At 58.4% G+C, this 15,902-nt stretch carries 15 protein-coding genes; 8 read left to right on the top strand and 7 right to left on the bottom strand.

Annotated elements, in window-relative coordinates:
* Nucleotides 1-181: 181 nt before the first annotated feature.
* On the bottom strand, nt 182-1,198 hold the full coding sequence (locus AACY50_RS13425) for an AraC family transcriptional regulator (RefSeq protein WP_339465093.1): 1,017 nt from the start codon (nt 1,196-1,198) through the stop codon (nt 182-184).
* Between the two features lie 230 nt (nt 1,199-1,428).
* Here AACY50_RS13425 and efeU point away from each other — a divergent pair, with 230 nt between their 5' ends.
* From efeU to efeO (AACY50_RS13405), 4 genes are read left to right on the top strand one after another with little or no spacing between them, the layout of a single operon-like run.
* Entirely contained in the window at nt 1,429-2,274 is an 846-nt protein-coding gene (gene efeU / locus AACY50_RS13420) for an iron uptake transporter permease EfeU (RefSeq protein ID WP_339465094.1), read from the top strand.
* 8 nt (nt 2,275-2,282) lie between these two features.
* Nucleotides 2,283-3,482 carry an iron uptake system protein EfeO gene (gene efeO, locus AACY50_RS13415; RefSeq protein WP_339538676.1) on the top strand — a complete coding sequence of 400 codons (1,200 nt, stop codon included), beginning with the start codon at nt 2,283-2,285 and terminating at the stop codon, nt 3,480-3,482.
* A gap of 17 nt (nt 3,483-3,499) precedes the next feature.
* The gene (gene efeB, locus AACY50_RS13410; protein ID WP_339538675.1) at nt 3,500-4,798 is read left to right on the top strand and encodes an iron uptake transporter deferrochelatase/peroxidase subunit; all 1,299 of its coding nucleotides are present in this window, start codon (nt 3,500-3,502) and stop codon (nt 4,796-4,798) included.
* 26 nt (nt 4,799-4,824) lie between these two features.
* Entirely contained in the window at nt 4,825-5,649 is an 825-nt protein-coding gene (gene efeO / locus AACY50_RS13405; protein WP_339538674.1) for an iron uptake system protein EfeO, read from the top strand.
* A 151-nt stretch (nt 5,650-5,800) separates the two neighbouring features.
* Here efeO (AACY50_RS13405) and pssA read toward each other — a convergent pair whose 3' ends face one another.
* On the bottom strand, nt 5,801-7,144 hold the full coding sequence (gene pssA / locus AACY50_RS13400; protein ID WP_339465099.1) for a CDP-diacylglycerol--serine O-phosphatidyltransferase: 1,344 nt from the start codon (nt 7,142-7,144) through the stop codon (nt 5,801-5,803).
* 206 nt (nt 7,145-7,350) lie between these two features.
* On the opposite strand from pssA, the gene AACY50_RS13395 reads away from it, so the two are divergent.
* The 3 genes from AACY50_RS13395 (at nt 7,351) to AACY50_RS13385 (ending at nt 9,350) form a co-directional block, all read left to right on the top strand.
* Entirely contained in the window at nt 7,351-7,914 is a 564-nt protein-coding gene (locus AACY50_RS13395; protein WP_339465100.1) for a TetR/AcrR family transcriptional regulator, read from the top strand.
* A 55-nt stretch (nt 7,915-7,969) separates the two neighbouring features.
* A complete protein-coding gene (locus AACY50_RS13390; RefSeq protein ID WP_339465101.1) occupies nt 7,970-8,449 on the top strand; it encodes a nuclear transport factor 2 family protein in 480 nt (159 codons plus the stop codon).
* Nucleotides 8,450-8,570: 121 nt separating this feature from the next.
* Nucleotides 8,571-9,350 carry a TSUP family transporter gene (locus AACY50_RS13385; protein ID WP_339465102.1) on the top strand — a complete coding sequence of 260 codons (780 nt, stop codon included), beginning with the start codon at nt 8,571-8,573 and terminating at the stop codon, nt 9,348-9,350.
* Here AACY50_RS13385 and nudC read toward each other — a convergent pair.
* The 5 genes from nudC to lpxO all read right to left on the bottom strand — a co-directional run bounded on the left by nudC (nt 9,318) and on the right by lpxO (nt 13,783).
* Entirely contained in the window at nt 9,318-10,148 is an 831-nt protein-coding gene (gene nudC / locus AACY50_RS13380; protein WP_339465103.1) for an NAD(+) diphosphatase, read from the bottom strand. The genes AACY50_RS13385 and nudC overlap by 33 nt on opposite strands.
* 6 nt (nt 10,149-10,154) lie before the next feature.
* Nucleotides 10,155-10,967, bottom strand: coding sequence for a crotonase/enoyl-CoA hydratase family protein (locus tag AACY50_RS13375; RefSeq protein WP_221731677.1), 813 nt, complete (start codon nt 10,965-10,967; stop codon nt 10,155-10,157).
* Between the two features lie 147 nt (nt 10,968-11,114).
* Nucleotides 11,115-12,257, bottom strand: coding sequence for a PQQ-dependent sugar dehydrogenase (locus AACY50_RS13370; RefSeq protein ID WP_339538673.1), 1,143 nt, complete (start codon nt 12,255-12,257; stop codon nt 11,115-11,117).
* A gap of 52 nt (nt 12,258-12,309) precedes the next feature.
* Complete coding sequence (locus AACY50_RS13365) at nt 12,310-12,630, bottom strand: hypothetical protein (RefSeq protein WP_339465105.1); 321 nt, start codon at nt 12,628-12,630, stop codon at nt 12,310-12,312.
* Between the two features lie 253 nt (nt 12,631-12,883).
* Nucleotides 12,884-13,783 (bottom strand): lipid A hydroxylase LpxO, encoded by a 900-nt coding sequence (gene lpxO, locus AACY50_RS13360; protein WP_339465106.1) that lies wholly within the window; start codon nt 13,781-13,783, stop codon nt 12,884-12,886.
* A gap of 383 nt (nt 13,784-14,166) precedes the next feature.
* Here lpxO and AACY50_RS13355 point away from each other — a divergent pair, with 383 nt between their 5' ends.
* A complete protein-coding gene (locus tag AACY50_RS13355; RefSeq protein WP_339538672.1) occupies nt 14,167-15,753 on the top strand; it encodes an ABC-F family ATPase in 1,587 nt (528 codons plus the stop codon).
* Nucleotides 15,754-15,902: the final 149 nt, after the last annotated feature.

Raw genomic sequence — 15,902 nt, 5'->3', positions numbered from 1 at the left:
CAAAGCCATCAAAGTGGCTGACTGGTTTGGCCAAGCGCTGGTAAGTGTGCTGCCCGTTCCGGCCTCTTCGGGAGCGGGTCTGTTTCCACAGGGGAATGCATTTCAAGCTGAGGGAGCTGATCTGAACTGTGGGAGGGGGATTGCTCCCGAAGGCGTCGGGCCGGGCGACGGATGATCTGGATCAGACCGCCTCATTCAGGATCAACGTGCGATAGTGCCCAGGATTGGACCCCGACCACTTGCGAAACGCTTTGTAGAACGAACTGGCATCGGCAAACCCTAGCCGCGCTGCGATCTCGACAAAACTGATCGAAGGCTCCGCCAGCCACATAATCGCCAACTCCTTGCGCACACTGTCCTTGAGGCCTTGATACGTCTGCCCCTCCTCCGCCAGGCGTCGGCGCAACGTTGAAGCCGACATGCACAATTGCTGCGCCAGCGCTTCGGTTTCAGGCCAGCTCTCGGCGGGCAACTGACGCAAATCCTGTTTGATCCGACTGGCAAAGCTTTGTGGGTCGCGGTACTTCACCAGGATGTTGGCCGGCGCGTGGGCCAGGAAACGTTGCAACTCCTCGACACTGCGTTTGATCGGTAGATCCAGCACGTCGGCCGCGAAGATCATCCGTGTGCGAGGTCGGTCGAACCGCAGGTTTTCCGAAAACATCACTCGATAATCATCGGTGAAGTCCGGTTCCGGGCAGCGCAGTTCGATGGCCATGATCGGGATACGTCGCCCGGCCAGCCAGCAGGCAACACCGTGGACGATCATCCAGTAGGTGAAATAGGTAAAGGCGCGGGCGGGTTCAGGTTCGTCTTCAAGCAAAACGATTTCCGCGAGGCTCTGCTGATGCACCAGTTGCGCAGGCAGACGTTCAAGCATCAGCGACAGAAATCCCAGGCCGCTGCTCAAACCGGCAGCAAGTGTCGGTTGCGCCATCGCGCTACGACAGAGGAACTCAAGGCTGCCTGACTTGAGCTTGCGCGGGTCCATGCCGAAAAACTCGTCATCGCCGCGCCGCGCCAGCAAGCGCCAGAGTTTGGCGTATTGCGAGGCCGCTACTCGGCCATCGCCTGCGTGCAGCAAGGCTGGAGCAATGCCGACCTTGTTCAAGACGTCTTCAGTGGCCGCGCCCGGGGCACAGCTCTGCAGCAGTGCTTCACGCACCAATTGAACGGCGATGGTGTCTTTTTCCGACATGGAGCGAGGCAGACCTGGTTGTTTTTGACTGTGCGGCATCTTAACGCAGGACTTGAATTCAACACGAATCAACCGTGGTTGCGAGCAAGCCCGCTGCTCCAGAGACCTGCGCAGCACAAAAATCAGGATTGTTCAGCTAACGTTCAGGTTTATGCCAATCAGTTTCATTTGCGAATGAGTGTCATTATGTTACAACTTGTAACTTCTTCGAACGACCTATTGGATACCGAATGCTTGTCCCCTTCCTGATCATGCTGCGCGAAGGCATTGAAGCCGCGCTGATCGTTGGCATCATCGCCAGCTACCTGCAACAGACCGGCCGTGGCCAATGGATGCCCGCCGTGTGGATCGGCGTATTTCTCGCCGCCGCGCTAGCGCTGCTGGTGGGTGGCGGGCTGGAACTGGTCAGTGCCGAGTTCCCGCAAAAGCAGCAGGAGCTGTTCGAAGGCATGGTCGGGCTGGTGGCCGTGGGGGTTCTAAGCGCCATGGTCTTCTGGATGCGCAAGGTCGCGCGCTCGATCAAACACTCGCTGCACGCCTCGCTGGACGAAGCGCTGACCTCTTCCAGACACCAGGTCATCGCGCTGATCGCCATGGTGTTCTTCGCCGTGGCCCGCGAAGGTCTGGAAACGGTGTTCTTCCTGCTCGCCGTGTTCCAACAGAGCGAAGGCCCCGGCGCGCCGATTGGCGCCCTGCTCGGCCTGATGCTGGCCATCGTTGTTGGGTTCCTGATCTACAGCGGCAGCATGCGCCTCAACCTTTCTGCGTTTTTCAAGTGGACCGGGCTGTTCATTCTCGTCGTCGCTGCGGGGATTCTCGCCAACTCGGTGCAGGCGCTGCATGAAGCCGGGCTGTGGAATCACCTGCAAACCGTAGTTTTTGACTTCAGTGCCACGCTGCCGATGGGCGGGCCGCTGGGTTCAGTGCTGGCCGGCATGTTCGGTTATCAGGACACCCCAACCCTCAGCACCCTTGGCGCTTATCTGATCTACCTGATGGTGGCGCTGGTGGTGTTTTTCCTCCCGGCTGCACCGACCCAACCCGTCGCACAACCGAATTCTGTTTCCAGCCAATAAGGGCACCCATGTCAAAGCCTAATACTCCCCAGGCCTCGCCTCCCCGCGCCTTGCGTTGGGCGGTGGCCGGCTCGGTGATCGTGATGGTCGCCGCCGGTGGCCTGTTCTATTACGCCTCGCAATTGGCGGCGGCCAAACGAAAGCACAACCTCAACGAAGTGGTGGTCAACATTCATCCGGGCAACTGCGAGCCCAATGAATTGAGCGTACCGGCCGGCCGCGCCAGTTTCCGTATCGTCAACCGCTCCGAGCGAGCAGTGGAATGGGAAATCCTCGACGGCGTGCTGGTGGTCGAGGAGCGCGAGAATATTGCGCCGGGCCTGAGCCAGGCAATCAACGCCAACCTGCAACCCGGCGACTACGCGATCACGTGTGGCCTGCTGAGCAATCCGCGCGGCACTTTACATGTCACGCCCACAGCTGCTTCTGACGCCGCGGCCAAAGCCAAGCCCTCGATGATCGCCTTTGTCGGGCCGTTGTCGGAGTTCCGCGTGTATCTGGCCAGCCAGGGCAGCGCGCTGATCAAAGCCGTGACCGTGCTTGATCAGGCGATCGCCAGCGGCGACTTGAGCCAAGCGCAAGCGGCGTATCTGCCGGCTCGTGCGGCCTATCAACACCTGGCTCCTGCTGCGCAGCGTCTGGCCGAACTGGATAACAGCATCAACGCCCGCGCCGATTACTTTGAAAAACGCGAGCAGGATCGAGCCTTTGTCGGTTTCCACCGGATCGAATACGGCCTGTTCCAGCAAGGAAAACTCGACGATCTCGCACCGGTTTCTCAGCGCTTGCTGACCGACGTCACCACGCTCATACAGCAATTGCTCGCCCAGTCGCTACCACCGGAACAACTGGTCAACAGCGTCGCGCGCAACCTCAGCACACTCGCCGACGTCCGCGCCGCCAGCGGTGAAGAAGAGCGCTACAGCCACAGCGACCTCAACGGTTTTGCCGCCAACCTGCAAACCGCACACAAAGTCGTGGACCTGCTGCGACCGATGCTGAGCAAGTCTGCTGCCGATCTGTTACCGAAAGTCGACAAGGCGCTGACGGACTTCGATACCGAACTCAACACCTACAAGATCAAGGACGGCTACGCCCGCTACGACACGGTCAGCGGCGAACAACGCAAACAGATTGCCGACAAGGCTCAGGCTCTGGCCAGCGCGCTTGATGGCATCGATCCCGCCCTCGGCCTCTCCGGCCTGTAAGCAGAAGACGAGTACCGATGAAAGATTCAGAACAACTCAACCTGCAGCGTCGCCGTGTCCTGATGGGCATGGGGGCCGCCGGTGTCGCCCTCGCGGGTTCGGCCCTGAGCTGCCCGGCCATGGCCGCCGCACCGGCGCAAGTCACCGAAGCACCGAGCAGCGACAAGACTGAAGACCGCCACGATTTCTACGGCGTACACCAGACCGGCATCGTCACCCCGCGCCCAGCCTCGGGCATGCTGGTTTCGTTCGACGTATTGGCCAGTGATCGCGAAGACCTCGAACGACTGTTTCGCACCCTCAACGAGCGCATCGCCTTTCTGATGAAGGGCGGCCCCGTGGCACAGATTGACCCGAAACTGCCGCCCCCGGATTCCGGCATCCTCGGCCCGGTGGTCACGCCGGATAACCTGACCATCACCGTTTCGGTGGGTGAGTCGCTGTTCGATGAGCGCTTCGGCCTAGCCGACGCCAAACCCAAGCGTCTGATCCGCATGGTCGGTTTCCCCAACGATGCACTGGACGCCGACTGCTGCCACGGTGACCTCAGCCTGCAGTTTTGTGCCAACACCGCCGACACCAACATTCATGCCCTGCGCGACATTGTGAAGAACCTGCCTGATCTGCTGCTGGTGCGCTGGAAACAGGAAGGTAGCGTGCCGCCACAAGCCCCGGCCAAACCCGGTGTGCCGGCGCAGTCGGCGCGCAACTTCCTCGGTTTCCGGGATGGTTCAGCCAACCCCGATTCCACCGACGGCAAAGCCATGGACCGCGTGGTCTGGGTGCAACCGGACAGCGATGAACCTGCCTGGGCCGTGCATGGCAGCTATCAAGCGGTGCGGATCATCCGCAACTTCGTCGAGCGCTGGGATCGCACGCCGTTGCAGGAGCAGGAAAGCATCATCGGTCGGGTCAAAACCACTGGCGCGCCGATGGGGGCCCGACATGAAACCGAAGTCCCGGATTACAGCAAAGATCCGGCCGGCAAGCTGACCAAACTCGACGCGCACATTCGCCTGGCTAACCCGCGTACCGCTGCGAGCCAGGCCAACCTGATCCTGCGTCGGCCGTTCAACTATTCCAACGGGGTAAACAAGAACGGTCAGCTTGACATGGGGTTGCTGTTCATCTGCTACCAGGCCGACCTGGAAAAAGGCTTTATCACCGTGCAGACCCGCCTCAATGGCGAACCGCTTGAGGAATACCTCAAACCCGTCGGCGGCGGTTACTTCTTCACGCTTGCGGGCGTTACGGGCGACAAGGACTTCATCGGTCGCTCGCTGCTTAATGCCACACAACCGAAAACCGCTGCCTAAAACAATCAAGACACTGGAGCCGCCCCATGAAAAAAACGCCACTCGCGCTATTACTGACCCTTGGCTTGCTCAACACCCCGCTGTCGGTTTTCGCAGCGACCTCTGCACTGGATCTGGTCGGGCCGGTGTCGGACTACAAGATCTACGTCACCGAACAACTCGATGAGCTGGCCAGCCACACTCAGCAGTTCACCGATGCGGTGAAGAAAGGCGACCTGGCGACTGCGCAAAAGCTCTATGCACCGACCCGCGTTTACTACGAGTCGATCGAACCGATTGCCGAGCTGTTCAGTGACCTTGATGCGTCTATCGATTCGCGTGTCGACGACCACGAAAAAGGCGTGAAAGCGGAAGATTTCACCGGGTTCCACCGCATCGAGTATTCGCTGTTCTCTGAAAAGAGCACCCAAGGCCTGGATACGTTGGCGCAGGGTTTGAACAAAGACGTCAAAGACCTGCAGAGCCGCGTGGCCGGTCTGACCTTCCCGCCTGAGAAGGTGGTGGGGGGGGCTGCGGCGCTGCTTGAGGAAGTTGCCGCGACCAAGATCACCGGTGAAGAAGATCGTTACAGTCACACCGACCTGTACGACTTCCAGGGCAACATCGATGGCGCGAAGAAAATCGTTGATCTGTTCCGTCCGCAGATCGAAAAACAGGACAAGGCGTTCGTCGCCAAAGTGGACAAGAACTTCGCCTCCGTGAATAAAGTTCTGGCCAAGTACAGAACCAAGGACGGTGGTTTCGAGACGTATGACAAGGTGCAGGACAACGACCGCAAAGCGCTGGTCGGGCCGGTGAATACCTTGGCTGAAGACCTGTCGACCTTGCGTGGAAAGCTGGGTCTGAACTGAGTTTTTATAGCGTTTGATACGGCCCGCTCGCGAGCAAGCCCGCCCCACATTGGATCTGTGTCGATCACCTTATTTGTGGTGAACACAGCCTTCCTGTGGGGGCGGGCTTGCTCGCGCAAGCGGTTGTGGCTGCACCGAATAGCTTGAAGCCTTACAAAATCCGGTAGAGCAACCGCTCAATCCGCACCCGGCTCACGCGCTTGAGAAACTTCGCCACCCCGCTCGGGTACTCCGGCAAGGTTTCCAGACTCTGGAAACTCTCGATACGCGTGGTATGGCGAAATATTTCCTCCAGCTCCTTCGCCCGCGGTTCCAGCCACTCGCCTTGCTGATCATCCATCAACAGCGCGTTTTCCAGATCCAGACGGAACGCCCGTGGATTGAGGTTGTTGCCGGTCAGCAGCGTATAGCGCTGATCGATCCACATGCCCTTGAGGTGATAGGTGTTGTCACCGTCACGCCACAGGTGCAGGTTCAACTGGCCGCTGTCGATGTTGCGCTGATGCCGTTTGGCAAAGCGGCGCAAGCTGATCTCGTACAGGTACGGCAATGCCGCGATGACCTTGAACGGTTCGCTTGGCGGGATGTAAAAGTCGTTGGCGGTCTTGTCGCCCACCACGATGTCGATCTTCACGCCGCGAGCCAGCGCACGGTTGACCTCACGGATCACGCCCAAAGGCAGGTTGAAGTACGGCGTGCAGATGGTCAGTTGCGTTTGCGCGCTGGCGATCAACTCGAGAATCACCCGGTTCAGCGGGTTGTTCTTGCCGACGCCAAGCAACGGACTGACCGATAGGCCAGTGTGCGCCGTACTGCCGGCGCTGGTGTCGTATGCCGCGTATTTGAGTCGACTGCGCAGATCGCCAATATAGTTGCGCAGGCTTCGGGTGGTCGGCAGGTTCGGCAAATCAAGACGGTGCACCGCTTTGGATTCGATCAGGCCGTGCTTGACCAGGTGATGCATCGAATCCGCCAGCTCAGGGCTGCGCAGGACGTGATAGCGGTCGAAACGGTACTTGTCGAACTTGTGCAGATAAACGTTGTTCAGGCTCGCACCGCTGTAGACCACACAATCGTCGATCACGAAGCCCTTCAAATGCAGCACGCCAAACAACTCGCGGGTCTGCACCGGCACACCGTAAACCGGCACTTCGCTCTGGTGGGTGCGGGTCATCTCCTGATACCACGCCGAGTTCCCCGGCTGCTTGCCGGCGCCGATCAACCCGCGCTGGGCGCGCAGCCAGTCGACCACCACAGCAATTTCAAGCTCTGGACGCTTGAGTTTGGCGGCGTGCAAGGCATCGAGGATTTCCTGACCGGCTTCGTCTTGCTGCAAATAAAGCGCGACGATGACGATACGCTGGGTCGCCTCGGCGATTTTCTCCAACAGGCAACGACGGAACTCGGCGGCACCGGACAGAATGGTCACGGCCTCGGCGGTCAGCGGAAAGCTGCGCAATTTAGGCAGCAGAGAACGTTTGAAAAGCAACGGCATAGGGCTCGCAATGGGTCGAATCCGAAGAACCCGAGAGCTTACACCATCGACTCGTTCGGGTCTTGTTACTGGCTGCAATATCCCCTTCGTGAGCAGGCTCACTCCCGCCTTTGAAAAACGATCCACGGCGAGGGCGGACTTGCTCGTGAGCGCCACTTTGAAATCAACGCTTGACCAAGGAGAACGATCATTCTACTGTTTGCCACATGAACCTGACTACTGACCCATCGACTCGCGACATCATTCTGGATGTCACCGAAAAGCTGATTTACAGAAGCGGCATCGCCGCCACTGGCATGGATCTTCTGGTGAAAACCGCCGGTGTCTCCAGAAAAAGTATCTACCGCTACTTCGCCAACAAAGAGGAGCTGACCGTCACCGCCCTGCAACGCCGTGACGTGCGCTGGATGCACTGGTACCGAAACGCCGTCGATCAGGCCGAAACCCCCGCCGATCGCTTGCTCAACCTGTTTACCGTGCTCAAGGGCTGGTTCGCTTCGGAAGGTTTCCGCGGCTGTGCGTTCATCAATACCAGCGGCGAAACCGGCGACCCTCAGGACCCGGTGCGCCAGGTCGCCAAAGAGCACAAACAGAAGCTGCTCGACTATGTGTGCGAGCTATGTACCGAACATGGCGCCAAGGATCCGCAACTGCTGGCCAAACAGATGCTGATCCTGATTGATGGCGCCATTACCGTAGCGCTTGTGATGGGTGATCACAGTGCCGCCGATAATGCGCAATGCATGGCGCGAAAGTTGTTGGACCTGTAACACCTTAATGAGCCTGACAAGTTGTTTAAACGTTGAATTTATCGGGAGACTTAACATGTCTACTGCAGCCCAGGTACGTCCACCATTGCCGCCCTTCAACCGAGATTCGGCGATCGAGAAAGTTCGTTTGGCCGAGGATGGCTGGAATTCTCGCGATCCGGAAAAGGTATCGCAGGCCTACACCCTCGATACAAAGTGGCGTAACCGCGCCGAGTTCGCCAGCAACCGCGAAGAAGCCAAGGCCTTCCTGACCCGTAAATGGGCCAAGGAACTGGATTACCGTTTGATCAAGGAACTCTGGGCCTGGTCTGACACGCGCATTGCCGTGCGTTACGCCTACGAGTGGCACGACGATTCGGGTAACTGGTTCCGTTCTTACGGCAACGAAAACTGGGAGTTCGATGAGAATGGCTTGATGTTCCAGCGCTATGCCTGCATCAACGACATGCCGATCAAGGAAAGCGATCGCAAGTTTCACTGGCCGCTGGGGCGTCGCCCGGATGATCATCCGGGGCTGTCTGATCTGGGTTTGTAATTTCACGAAGACCGCGGTGTAGACGCGAGCAGGCTAACGGCTCGCGGCAACACTTGGAAATGAGTAACATGGCGATCCTCCCCGCAGCCTAGAACTGCGCCCTGCCGAATAAGCCGATTCCATGCCTTTCGAACTCAGTGTTGACCTCACCACCCTGGCCATTCTGGCCCTCGTCGCTTTCATTGCCGGATTCATCGACGCCATCGCGGGCGGGGGCGGCCTGTTGACCACACCTGCGTTGCTGACCGCCGGCCTGCCGCCGCATCTGGTGCTGGGTACCAACAAACTCAGTTCGACCTTTGGTTCGGCCACCGCCAGTTTCACCTTTTACCGACGCAAGCTGTTTCATCCACGGCAATGGGTACACGCGATTATCGGTACCTTGGTTGGCGCGCTGGCGGGCGCCATCGTCGCCCATTACCTGCCCGCAGAATGGCTGAACAAAATGCTCCCGGTGATCGTCTTCGCGTGCGGCTTGTACCTGTTGTTCGGCGGCACACCAAAAGCGCCGCTGGACAGCGACGCACCGATCAAAAAGAAATGGCAATCAAGCCAAGGCTTCAGCCTTGGTTTCTACGACGGTGTGGCCGGCCCCGGCACGGGTGCGTTCTGGACCGTCAGCAGCCTGCTGCTCTACCCCATCGATCTGGTCAAGGCCAGCGGCGTGGCGCGCAGCATGAACTTCGTCAGCAACATTGCGGCGCTGTCGGTGTTCGTGTTTTCCGGGCAGGTGGACTGGATCATCGGCCTGAGCATGGGCCTGTCGGTGATGGTCGGCGCGTTCTTTGGCGCGCGCACCGCGATCAGCGGCGGCGCCAAGTTCATTCGCCCGGTGTTCATCACCGTGGTACTGGGTTTGACCGTGCGTCTAGCCTGGCAGCACTGGTTCAGCGTGGCCTAAGCGCCGCGCCACGTAGACGTCGATCAGGTAACGGGCAATCGATTTTGACGCCGGTAACGGCGGCAGATCATGCACGTTGAACCATTGGGCGTCTTCGATCTCGTCTTCCTGACAGACAATCTCACCGCCGGCGTATTCAGCATGGAAACCCAGCATCATCGAATGCGGAAACGGCCAGCACTGGCTGCCCATGTATTGAATGTTCTTCACCTCGATCTGCACTTCTTCACGCACCTCTCGAATCAGGCAATCTTCGGCCGACTCGCCCGGTTCGGCAAACCCGGCAAGCGTGCTATAGACGCCGGTAACGAAGCGCGGTGAGCGTGCCAGCAAAATCTCGTCGCCACGGGTGATCAGTACGATCATGCTCGGCGAAATGCGCGGGTAACTGCGCAAATCGCACAGCTGGCAATACATCGCACGCTCACGTGGCACCTGTCTCATCGCTTTCCCGCAATTGCCGCAGAAGCGATGTTCTCGAGCCCAGGTGCCGATCTGCGCGGCGTAGCCCAAGACTTTATAGATCGTGTGATCGCCATCGAGCATGAACGCCCGCAAACCTTTCCAGTTGCAACCCGGCACCTCGCTGGCACTGCGTAATTCCAGGAGGTACACCGGCTCGCCATCGAGATGGCCAATGCCATGTTCGGCGAGGGTCGACAGGTCCTGACGCTTTAGCCATTCCCGGGGGAATAGTGCGCCGTTGTCATCGAACAGAAAGCCTTCGGGGCTGCGCGCCACCGCCCAACCGCCGGGTTGATCAGTGTCCAGTACTGCAGTGGTCCAGCGAGATGTCATGGTTTCTCAATCCAGAAATTCGGGTTTCTGTTTGCTCATATGGGCGGCCATGGCCACGCGCAAATCGGTGGATTGCAACATGGCGGCGTTCCAGGTGGCAACGTATTCGAGACCGTCGTCGATGCGATGGTCGCGCATGTAGCTGATCATTTCTTTAGTGCCAGTGACCGCGATAGGCGACTTGGAAGCGATGTCGCGGGCGATATCGAAAACGCCTTCGAGCAGCACATCCTTATCGCTGTAAACACGATTGACCAGACCGATGTTACGCGCCTCTTCAGCGCCGAATGTGCGACCGGTGTAAGCCAGCTCACGCAGCATGCCGTCTCCGATGATCCGCGGCAACCGTTGCAATGTGCCAACATCAGCGGCCATGCCGATATCGATTTCCTTGATCGAGAATTGCGCGTCTTCGGCGGCGTAGCGCATGTCGCACGCGGCGATCAGGTCAATCGCGCCGCCCAGGCAGTACCCCTGAATGGCTGCCAGCACTGGTTTGCGGCAGTTGTCGACGGCGTTGAACGAGGCTTGCAGGGTCAGGATCTTGCGGCGCAGCAGGCGCGCATTGCGACCGACGTCCTTGCCCAATTCATTGGCGACGCCGGCGAGCATCATCAGGTCAATGCCGGAGGAAAAGTGTTTGCCATTACCGCTGAGCACCACCACGCGCACTTCGTCTGTGTCGTCGATCCACTGGAAGATCTCGACGATCTCGCTCCAGAAAGCGGCGTTCATCGAATTGATTTTTTCCGGACGGTTTATCTGCACATGAGCGATATTGTTGGCCAGTTCGACACTGAAGGCGGTGTATTGAGACATGGCAGTGATCCTTTACCGGGCTGAAAATGAAGCCCGAACTATAACAAGGCATCGCGGTGGCGGTTCGGCCAAATGCGGGACTGAGTAGAGTTCTGCGTTATCTGTGCCGATGTGTGGCGAGGGAACAGGCTCCCTCGCCACAGCGGGTTACTTCAGACCGATTTTGTACAGCGAACCATTCTCCTCGTCCGTCAACACGTACAGGTAGCCATCCGGCCCTTGCCGTACGTCACGGATGCGCTGCTTGAGTTCGCCGAGCAAGCGCTCCTCATGCACCACCTTGTCACCATCAAACTGCAAGCGAATCAGTTCCTGTGTCGCCAGCGCGCCGATAAACGCGTTGTGCTGCCACGGTTTAAAACGGTCGCTGTCGTAAAACGCCAACCCCGATACGCCTGGCGACTTCTCCCACACATGATGCGGCGCAATCGTGCCTTCAGCGGTTTTACCCTGAGCTTCCGGGATCGGCTGCATGGAATAGTTGATGCCGTGAGTCGCCAGTGGCCAACCGTAGTTTTTCCCCCGCTCGATGATGTTGATCTCATCACCTCCGCGCGGCCCGTGTTCATTCTCCCAAAGCGTGCCGGTCCACGGATTGAGTGCTGCGCCCTGTGGATTGCGCTGGCCGTACGACCAGATCTCGGGCCGCACGCCAGACTGACCCACGAATGGATTGTCGTCCGGTACTTTGCCGTCGGGGTAGATACGTACGACTTTGCCTTGCAGCTTGTCGAGATCCTGCGCGGTGGGCCGGTCGTTGTTTTCGCCCAGGGTGATGAACAGATAACCGTCGCGATCAAACACCAGTCGTGAACCGAAATGGTTGCCGACAGAGAGTTTCGGCTCTTGGCGGAAGATCACTTTAAAGTCCTTCAACGTTTTCAGGTCGTCCGACAGCCGCCCACGCCCTACGGCCGTCCCGGCCTTGTCCCCGACGCCGCCGCCTTCGGCGTACGACAGGTAAATCAGCCGGTCCTGTTTAAAATCTGGTGAGAGCACGACATCCAGCAAACCGCCCTGCCCTTTGGCCCAGACCTTCGGTACGCCGCTGACAGGCGCAGACAATTGACCCTCTGTACCCACCACCCGCAGGTTGCCCGGTCGCTCGGTCACCAGCATGCCTCCGCGATCCGGCAGAAAGGCCAGCGCCCACGGATGCTCGAGTCCCTGGGTAATCGTGGTGACTTCGAGGGTGCCCTGCTCGCTGTGCAATTCTTGGGTAGCGGCCAAGACCGGAGCATTGATCAGTGCGCTGACGCACAGGCTGGCCAGGAGGGTTTTACGCAACATGCACGAGTCCTTTTGTTCGTTTCAAAGGCTGGCAGAACAGCAGTCCTGCCGTTCAGCGGTTACTGCCGGAATCCCGCGAGGGAGGGTTGGGAATGAACGCGGGCGGTTTACTTGGCGACGAGCGAATCGGCTGGCCGTTGCCAATGCCACGATTCTCAACGGTGGGCTGGCGTGGCGTCGGTACGGTGTTTGGCCCTCGCATTGGCGGGGCATTGGGATGGGTGCCCTGCATGCTGTTTGGGTTGGCCCGGCGGATTGGGCTGTTGTAGGGGTTGTTGCTGTTGCCGGCAGGGCTTTGCGCCAGCAGGACATCCGCATGAACCAGACCGCCACTGAGTGTCAGGACGGTGATGCCAAGCAGAATTCGGTTCATGGGGCGGCCTCTCGATGGGCATGGAATAGAGCCTTCGAGTCCACGCTACGCCCAGGGTTCGGATTTGTTAACCCATGACCTTTAAACAACATGTAACACGGCTTGACCGAACCCTCGGAAGCCGCCAAATGACGGGGAAGTTTCGCCCTGAGCCGCGGGCACCTGAAGATCACCCGGGTAAATCAGCCTGGCTCTTACACTCTGGAAAGGCGCAGGCTTGCTCGCGAAGGCGTCGGTGGCGGCTTTATATTCATCAGATCAAGATGAAGACAGCCAGTAAACCACCGAAAATCGCCCACTTTTCCATGTAGTACCGCTTGCGGTTGCGCTTTTTCAGCTCTTTGCCGCGCAAACGAATCTTGTAGATTTTGGTAAACAACCGGTTGATCCCGCCAGTACGGTCCCCCGCATCATTCGGCGCACCCGCTGCCGACATCACAGTGCGGCTAAACCAGCCGTTGAACGCTGCGGCCCATCGATACTTCAGCGGCCGCTCGATGTCACAGAACAGGATGATCCGGTTCTTGTCGGTCTTGTTTTCAGCATAGTGAATGAACGTTTCGTCGAACATCACCGCTTCGCCATCGCGCCAGTGATAGTTCTCACCGTCGACATTGATATAGCAACCCTCATCGTTCGGCGTTTCCAGGCCCAAGTGATAACGATAAGAACCGGCATACGGGTCGCGGTGACGCACCAGTTTCGATCCCGGAGGCAACTCGGCAAACATTGCCGCCTTGATCGAACCGATGCTTTGTACCAGTTCGGTCGTTCTTGGGCACAACTTCATCGCCGACGGGTGACTGTCGCCGTACCATTTCAGGTAGAACCGCTTCCAGCCGGTTTTGAAAAACGAGTTGAATCCCACATCGTTGTATTGATCGGAACGTTTGATCTCGCCAGCGCGCAGCAGATTCTGCCCTTCTTCGCGAATCTCCTTCCAATGGGCTTGCAATGGGCTCAGATCAGGAAAGTCTGCCGGATCGAGATAAGGCTTGTTCGGCTTCTTCGAGAACAGATAGAGGAAGCAATTGATCGGCGCGAGAAACGTCGAGTGATCACTCAGTTGCCGGCCCAGTTTGTGGCGCACACGGCCACGCAGGTGTACGTATGCAATGGAAATGACATAAATAGCAGCAATGATAAGTTTCACGAAAAATCGTCACACGTCAGAAGTGAACAAACTGCGCGCACCCGGGAGCATGAACTCTGGCGTCTTATGCAGTGGTCTGAGTACACATGGCGCGTCCTTGAGCCCACGCCGTTCTAGGGCGCTAGGTGAATGGATGGCATTTTAGCCACACTTTGTAACCGATAGTGAGCCTTCATCTGTGAAAAACTGTCCCGCGATTGTGCCAATCGGCGTTCGTGGCGTGTTCGCCCTATCGTTTAAAGAGCCAGACCAGTACAATCGCCGCCAAACTTTACGCGCCCCCCTTGGTTGATGACGGGACCTCCCCGCTTCAGCGCACTTTGACTCGGGCCAAGCGCTCCGGCCGCACCCTCGCAATTCAGAATGCTTCGCAGGAAAAACTCTTGATCTCTACAGCTAACATCACGATGCAGTTCGGCGCCAAGCCGCTCTTCGAAAACGTTTCGGTCAAATTTGGCGCGGGCAACCGTTACGGCCTGATCGGCGCCAACGGTTGCGGCAAGTCGACCTTCATGAAAATCCTTGGCGGCGACCTTGACCCGTCCGGTGGTCAGGTCATGCTCGAGCCGAACGTGCGCCTGGGTAAATTGCGCCAGGATCAGTTCGCCTACGAAGAATTCACCGTGATCGACACCGTGATCATGGGTCACGAAGAGCTGTGGAAGGCCAAGGCCGAGCGCGATCGCATCTATTCGCTGCTGGAAATGACTGAAGAAGACGGCATGGCCGTGGCCGAGCTGGAAACCGAGTTCGCCGAAATGGACGGCTACACTGCCGAATCCCGTGCCGGCGAGTTGCTGCTGGGCCTGGGCATTCCACTGGAACAGCATTTCGGCCCGATGAGCGAAGTCTCGCCAGGCTGGAAACTGCGCGTATTGCTGGCTCAGGCGCTGTTCTCCGATCCGGAAGTGTTGTTGCTCGACGAACCGACCAACCACCTGGACATCAACACCATTCGCTGGCTGGAAAACATTCTGACCCAGCGCAACAGCCTGATGATCATCATCTCTCACGACCGTCACTTCCTCAACAGCGTGTGCACCCACATGGCTGACCTGGATTACGGCGAGCTGCGTCTGTTCCCGGGCAACTACGACGAGTACATGACCGTGGCGACCCAGTCCCGCGAGCAACTGCTGTCGGACAACGCCAAGAAGAAAGCGCAGATTTCCGAACTGCAATCGTTCGTCAGCCGCTTCTCGGCCAACGCCTCGAAAGCCAAGCAGGCCACTTCCCGCGCCAAGGCGATCGACAAGATCCAGTTGGCCGAGGTCAAGCCTTCGAGCCGTGTCAGCCCATTCATCCGTTTCGATCAAAACAAGAAGCTGCATCGCCAGGCCGTCATGGTCGAAAAAATGGCCAAAGGCTTCGACGGCAAGCCGTTGTTCAAGGATTTCAGCTTCCAGGTCGAAGCGGGCGAGCGCGTCGCGATCATCGGCCCGAACGGTATCGGCAAGACCACCCTGCTGCGCACCCTGGTCAACGAACTGACCCCGGATGCCGGTAGCATCAAGTGGACTGACGCCGCGGAACTGGGTTACTACGCTCAGGATCACGCGCACGACTTCGAAGACGACGTCACGCTGTTCGACTGGATGGGTCAGTGGACTCAGGGCGAGCAGATGATTCGCGGTACTTTGGGCCGCATGCTGTTCTCCAACGACGAGATCCTCAAGTCGGTCAAAGTGATTTCCGGTGGTGAGCAAGGTCGCATGTTGTTCGGCAAGCTGATCCTGCAAAAGCCGAACGTGCTGATCATGGACGAACCGACCAACCACTTGGACATGGAGTCGATCGAAGCGTTGAACCTGGCGCTGGAAAACTACCCGGGCACGCTGATCTTCGTCAGCCACGACCGTGAGTTCGTATCGTCCCTGGCTACGCGCATCATCGAGCTGAGCCCGGATGGCGTGACCGACTTCAGCGGCACCTACGATGATTACCTGCGCAGTCAGGGTGTGGTGTTCTAAGAACAGCTATTCGTTTTGAGCTTGTCTAGTCCTGAAATAGGTTTACACCTATCTCACCCTAACGCCCGATGCACTGCATCGGGCGTTTTGTATTTTAAGGACAGGTGCGGGCGCTCTTGGTTGTAGATCAAGACCGCTTCCCGCACCAT

The sequence above is a fragment of the Pseudomonas sp. RA_15y_Pfl2_54 genome (assembly GCF_963971015.1).
GTDB classification, from domain to species: domain Bacteria; phylum Pseudomonadota; class Gammaproteobacteria; order Pseudomonadales; family Pseudomonadaceae; genus Aquipseudomonas; species Aquipseudomonas baetica_A.
Note: the sequence above shows the minus strand (reverse complement) of the source record. Positions and strands in the feature narration are given on the sequence as shown.

What these genes read in the sequence shown, in the direction of transcription:
- AACY50_RS13365 (WP_339465105.1), bottom strand. Translation starts at nt 12,630, where the DNA reads ATGAACCGAATTCTGCTTGGCATCACCGTCCTGACACTCAGTGGCGGT.
- efeB (WP_339538675.1), top strand. Translation starts at nt 3,500, where the DNA reads ATGAAAGATTCAGAACAACTCAACCTGCAGCGTCGCCGTGTCCTGATG.
- pssA (WP_339465099.1), bottom strand. Translation starts at nt 7,144, where the DNA reads ATGCCGTTGCTTTTCAAACGTTCTCTGCTGCCTAAATTGCGCAGCTTT.
- efeO (WP_339538674.1), top strand. Translation starts at nt 4,825, where the DNA reads ATGAAAAAAACGCCACTCGCGCTATTACTGACCCTTGGCTTGCTCAAC.
- AACY50_RS13385 (WP_339465102.1), top strand. Translation starts at nt 8,571, where the DNA reads ATGCCTTTCGAACTCAGTGTTGACCTCACCACCCTGGCCATTCTGGCC.
- AACY50_RS13425 (WP_339465093.1), bottom strand. Translation starts at nt 1,198, where the DNA reads ATGTCGGAAAAAGACACCATCGCCGTTCAATTGGTGCGTGAAGCACTG.
- efeO (WP_339538676.1), top strand. Translation starts at nt 2,283, where the DNA reads ATGTCAAAGCCTAATACTCCCCAGGCCTCGCCTCCCCGCGCCTTGCGT.
- nudC (WP_339465103.1), bottom strand. Translation starts at nt 10,148, where the DNA reads ATGACATCTCGCTGGACCACTGCAGTACTGGACACTGATCAACCCGGC.
- AACY50_RS13390 (WP_339465101.1), top strand. Translation starts at nt 7,970, where the DNA reads ATGTCTACTGCAGCCCAGGTACGTCCACCATTGCCGCCCTTCAACCGA.
- efeU (WP_339465094.1), top strand. Translation starts at nt 1,429, where the DNA reads ATGCTTGTCCCCTTCCTGATCATGCTGCGCGAAGGCATTGAAGCCGCG.
- AACY50_RS13370 (WP_339538673.1), bottom strand. Translation starts at nt 12,257, where the DNA reads ATGTTGCGTAAAACCCTCCTGGCCAGCCTGTGCGTCAGCGCACTGATC.
- AACY50_RS13375 (WP_221731677.1), bottom strand. Translation starts at nt 10,967, where the DNA reads ATGTCTCAATACACCGCCTTCAGTGTCGAACTGGCCAACAATATCGCT.
- AACY50_RS13395 (WP_339465100.1), top strand. Translation starts at nt 7,351, where the DNA reads ATGAACCTGACTACTGACCCATCGACTCGCGACATCATTCTGGATGTC.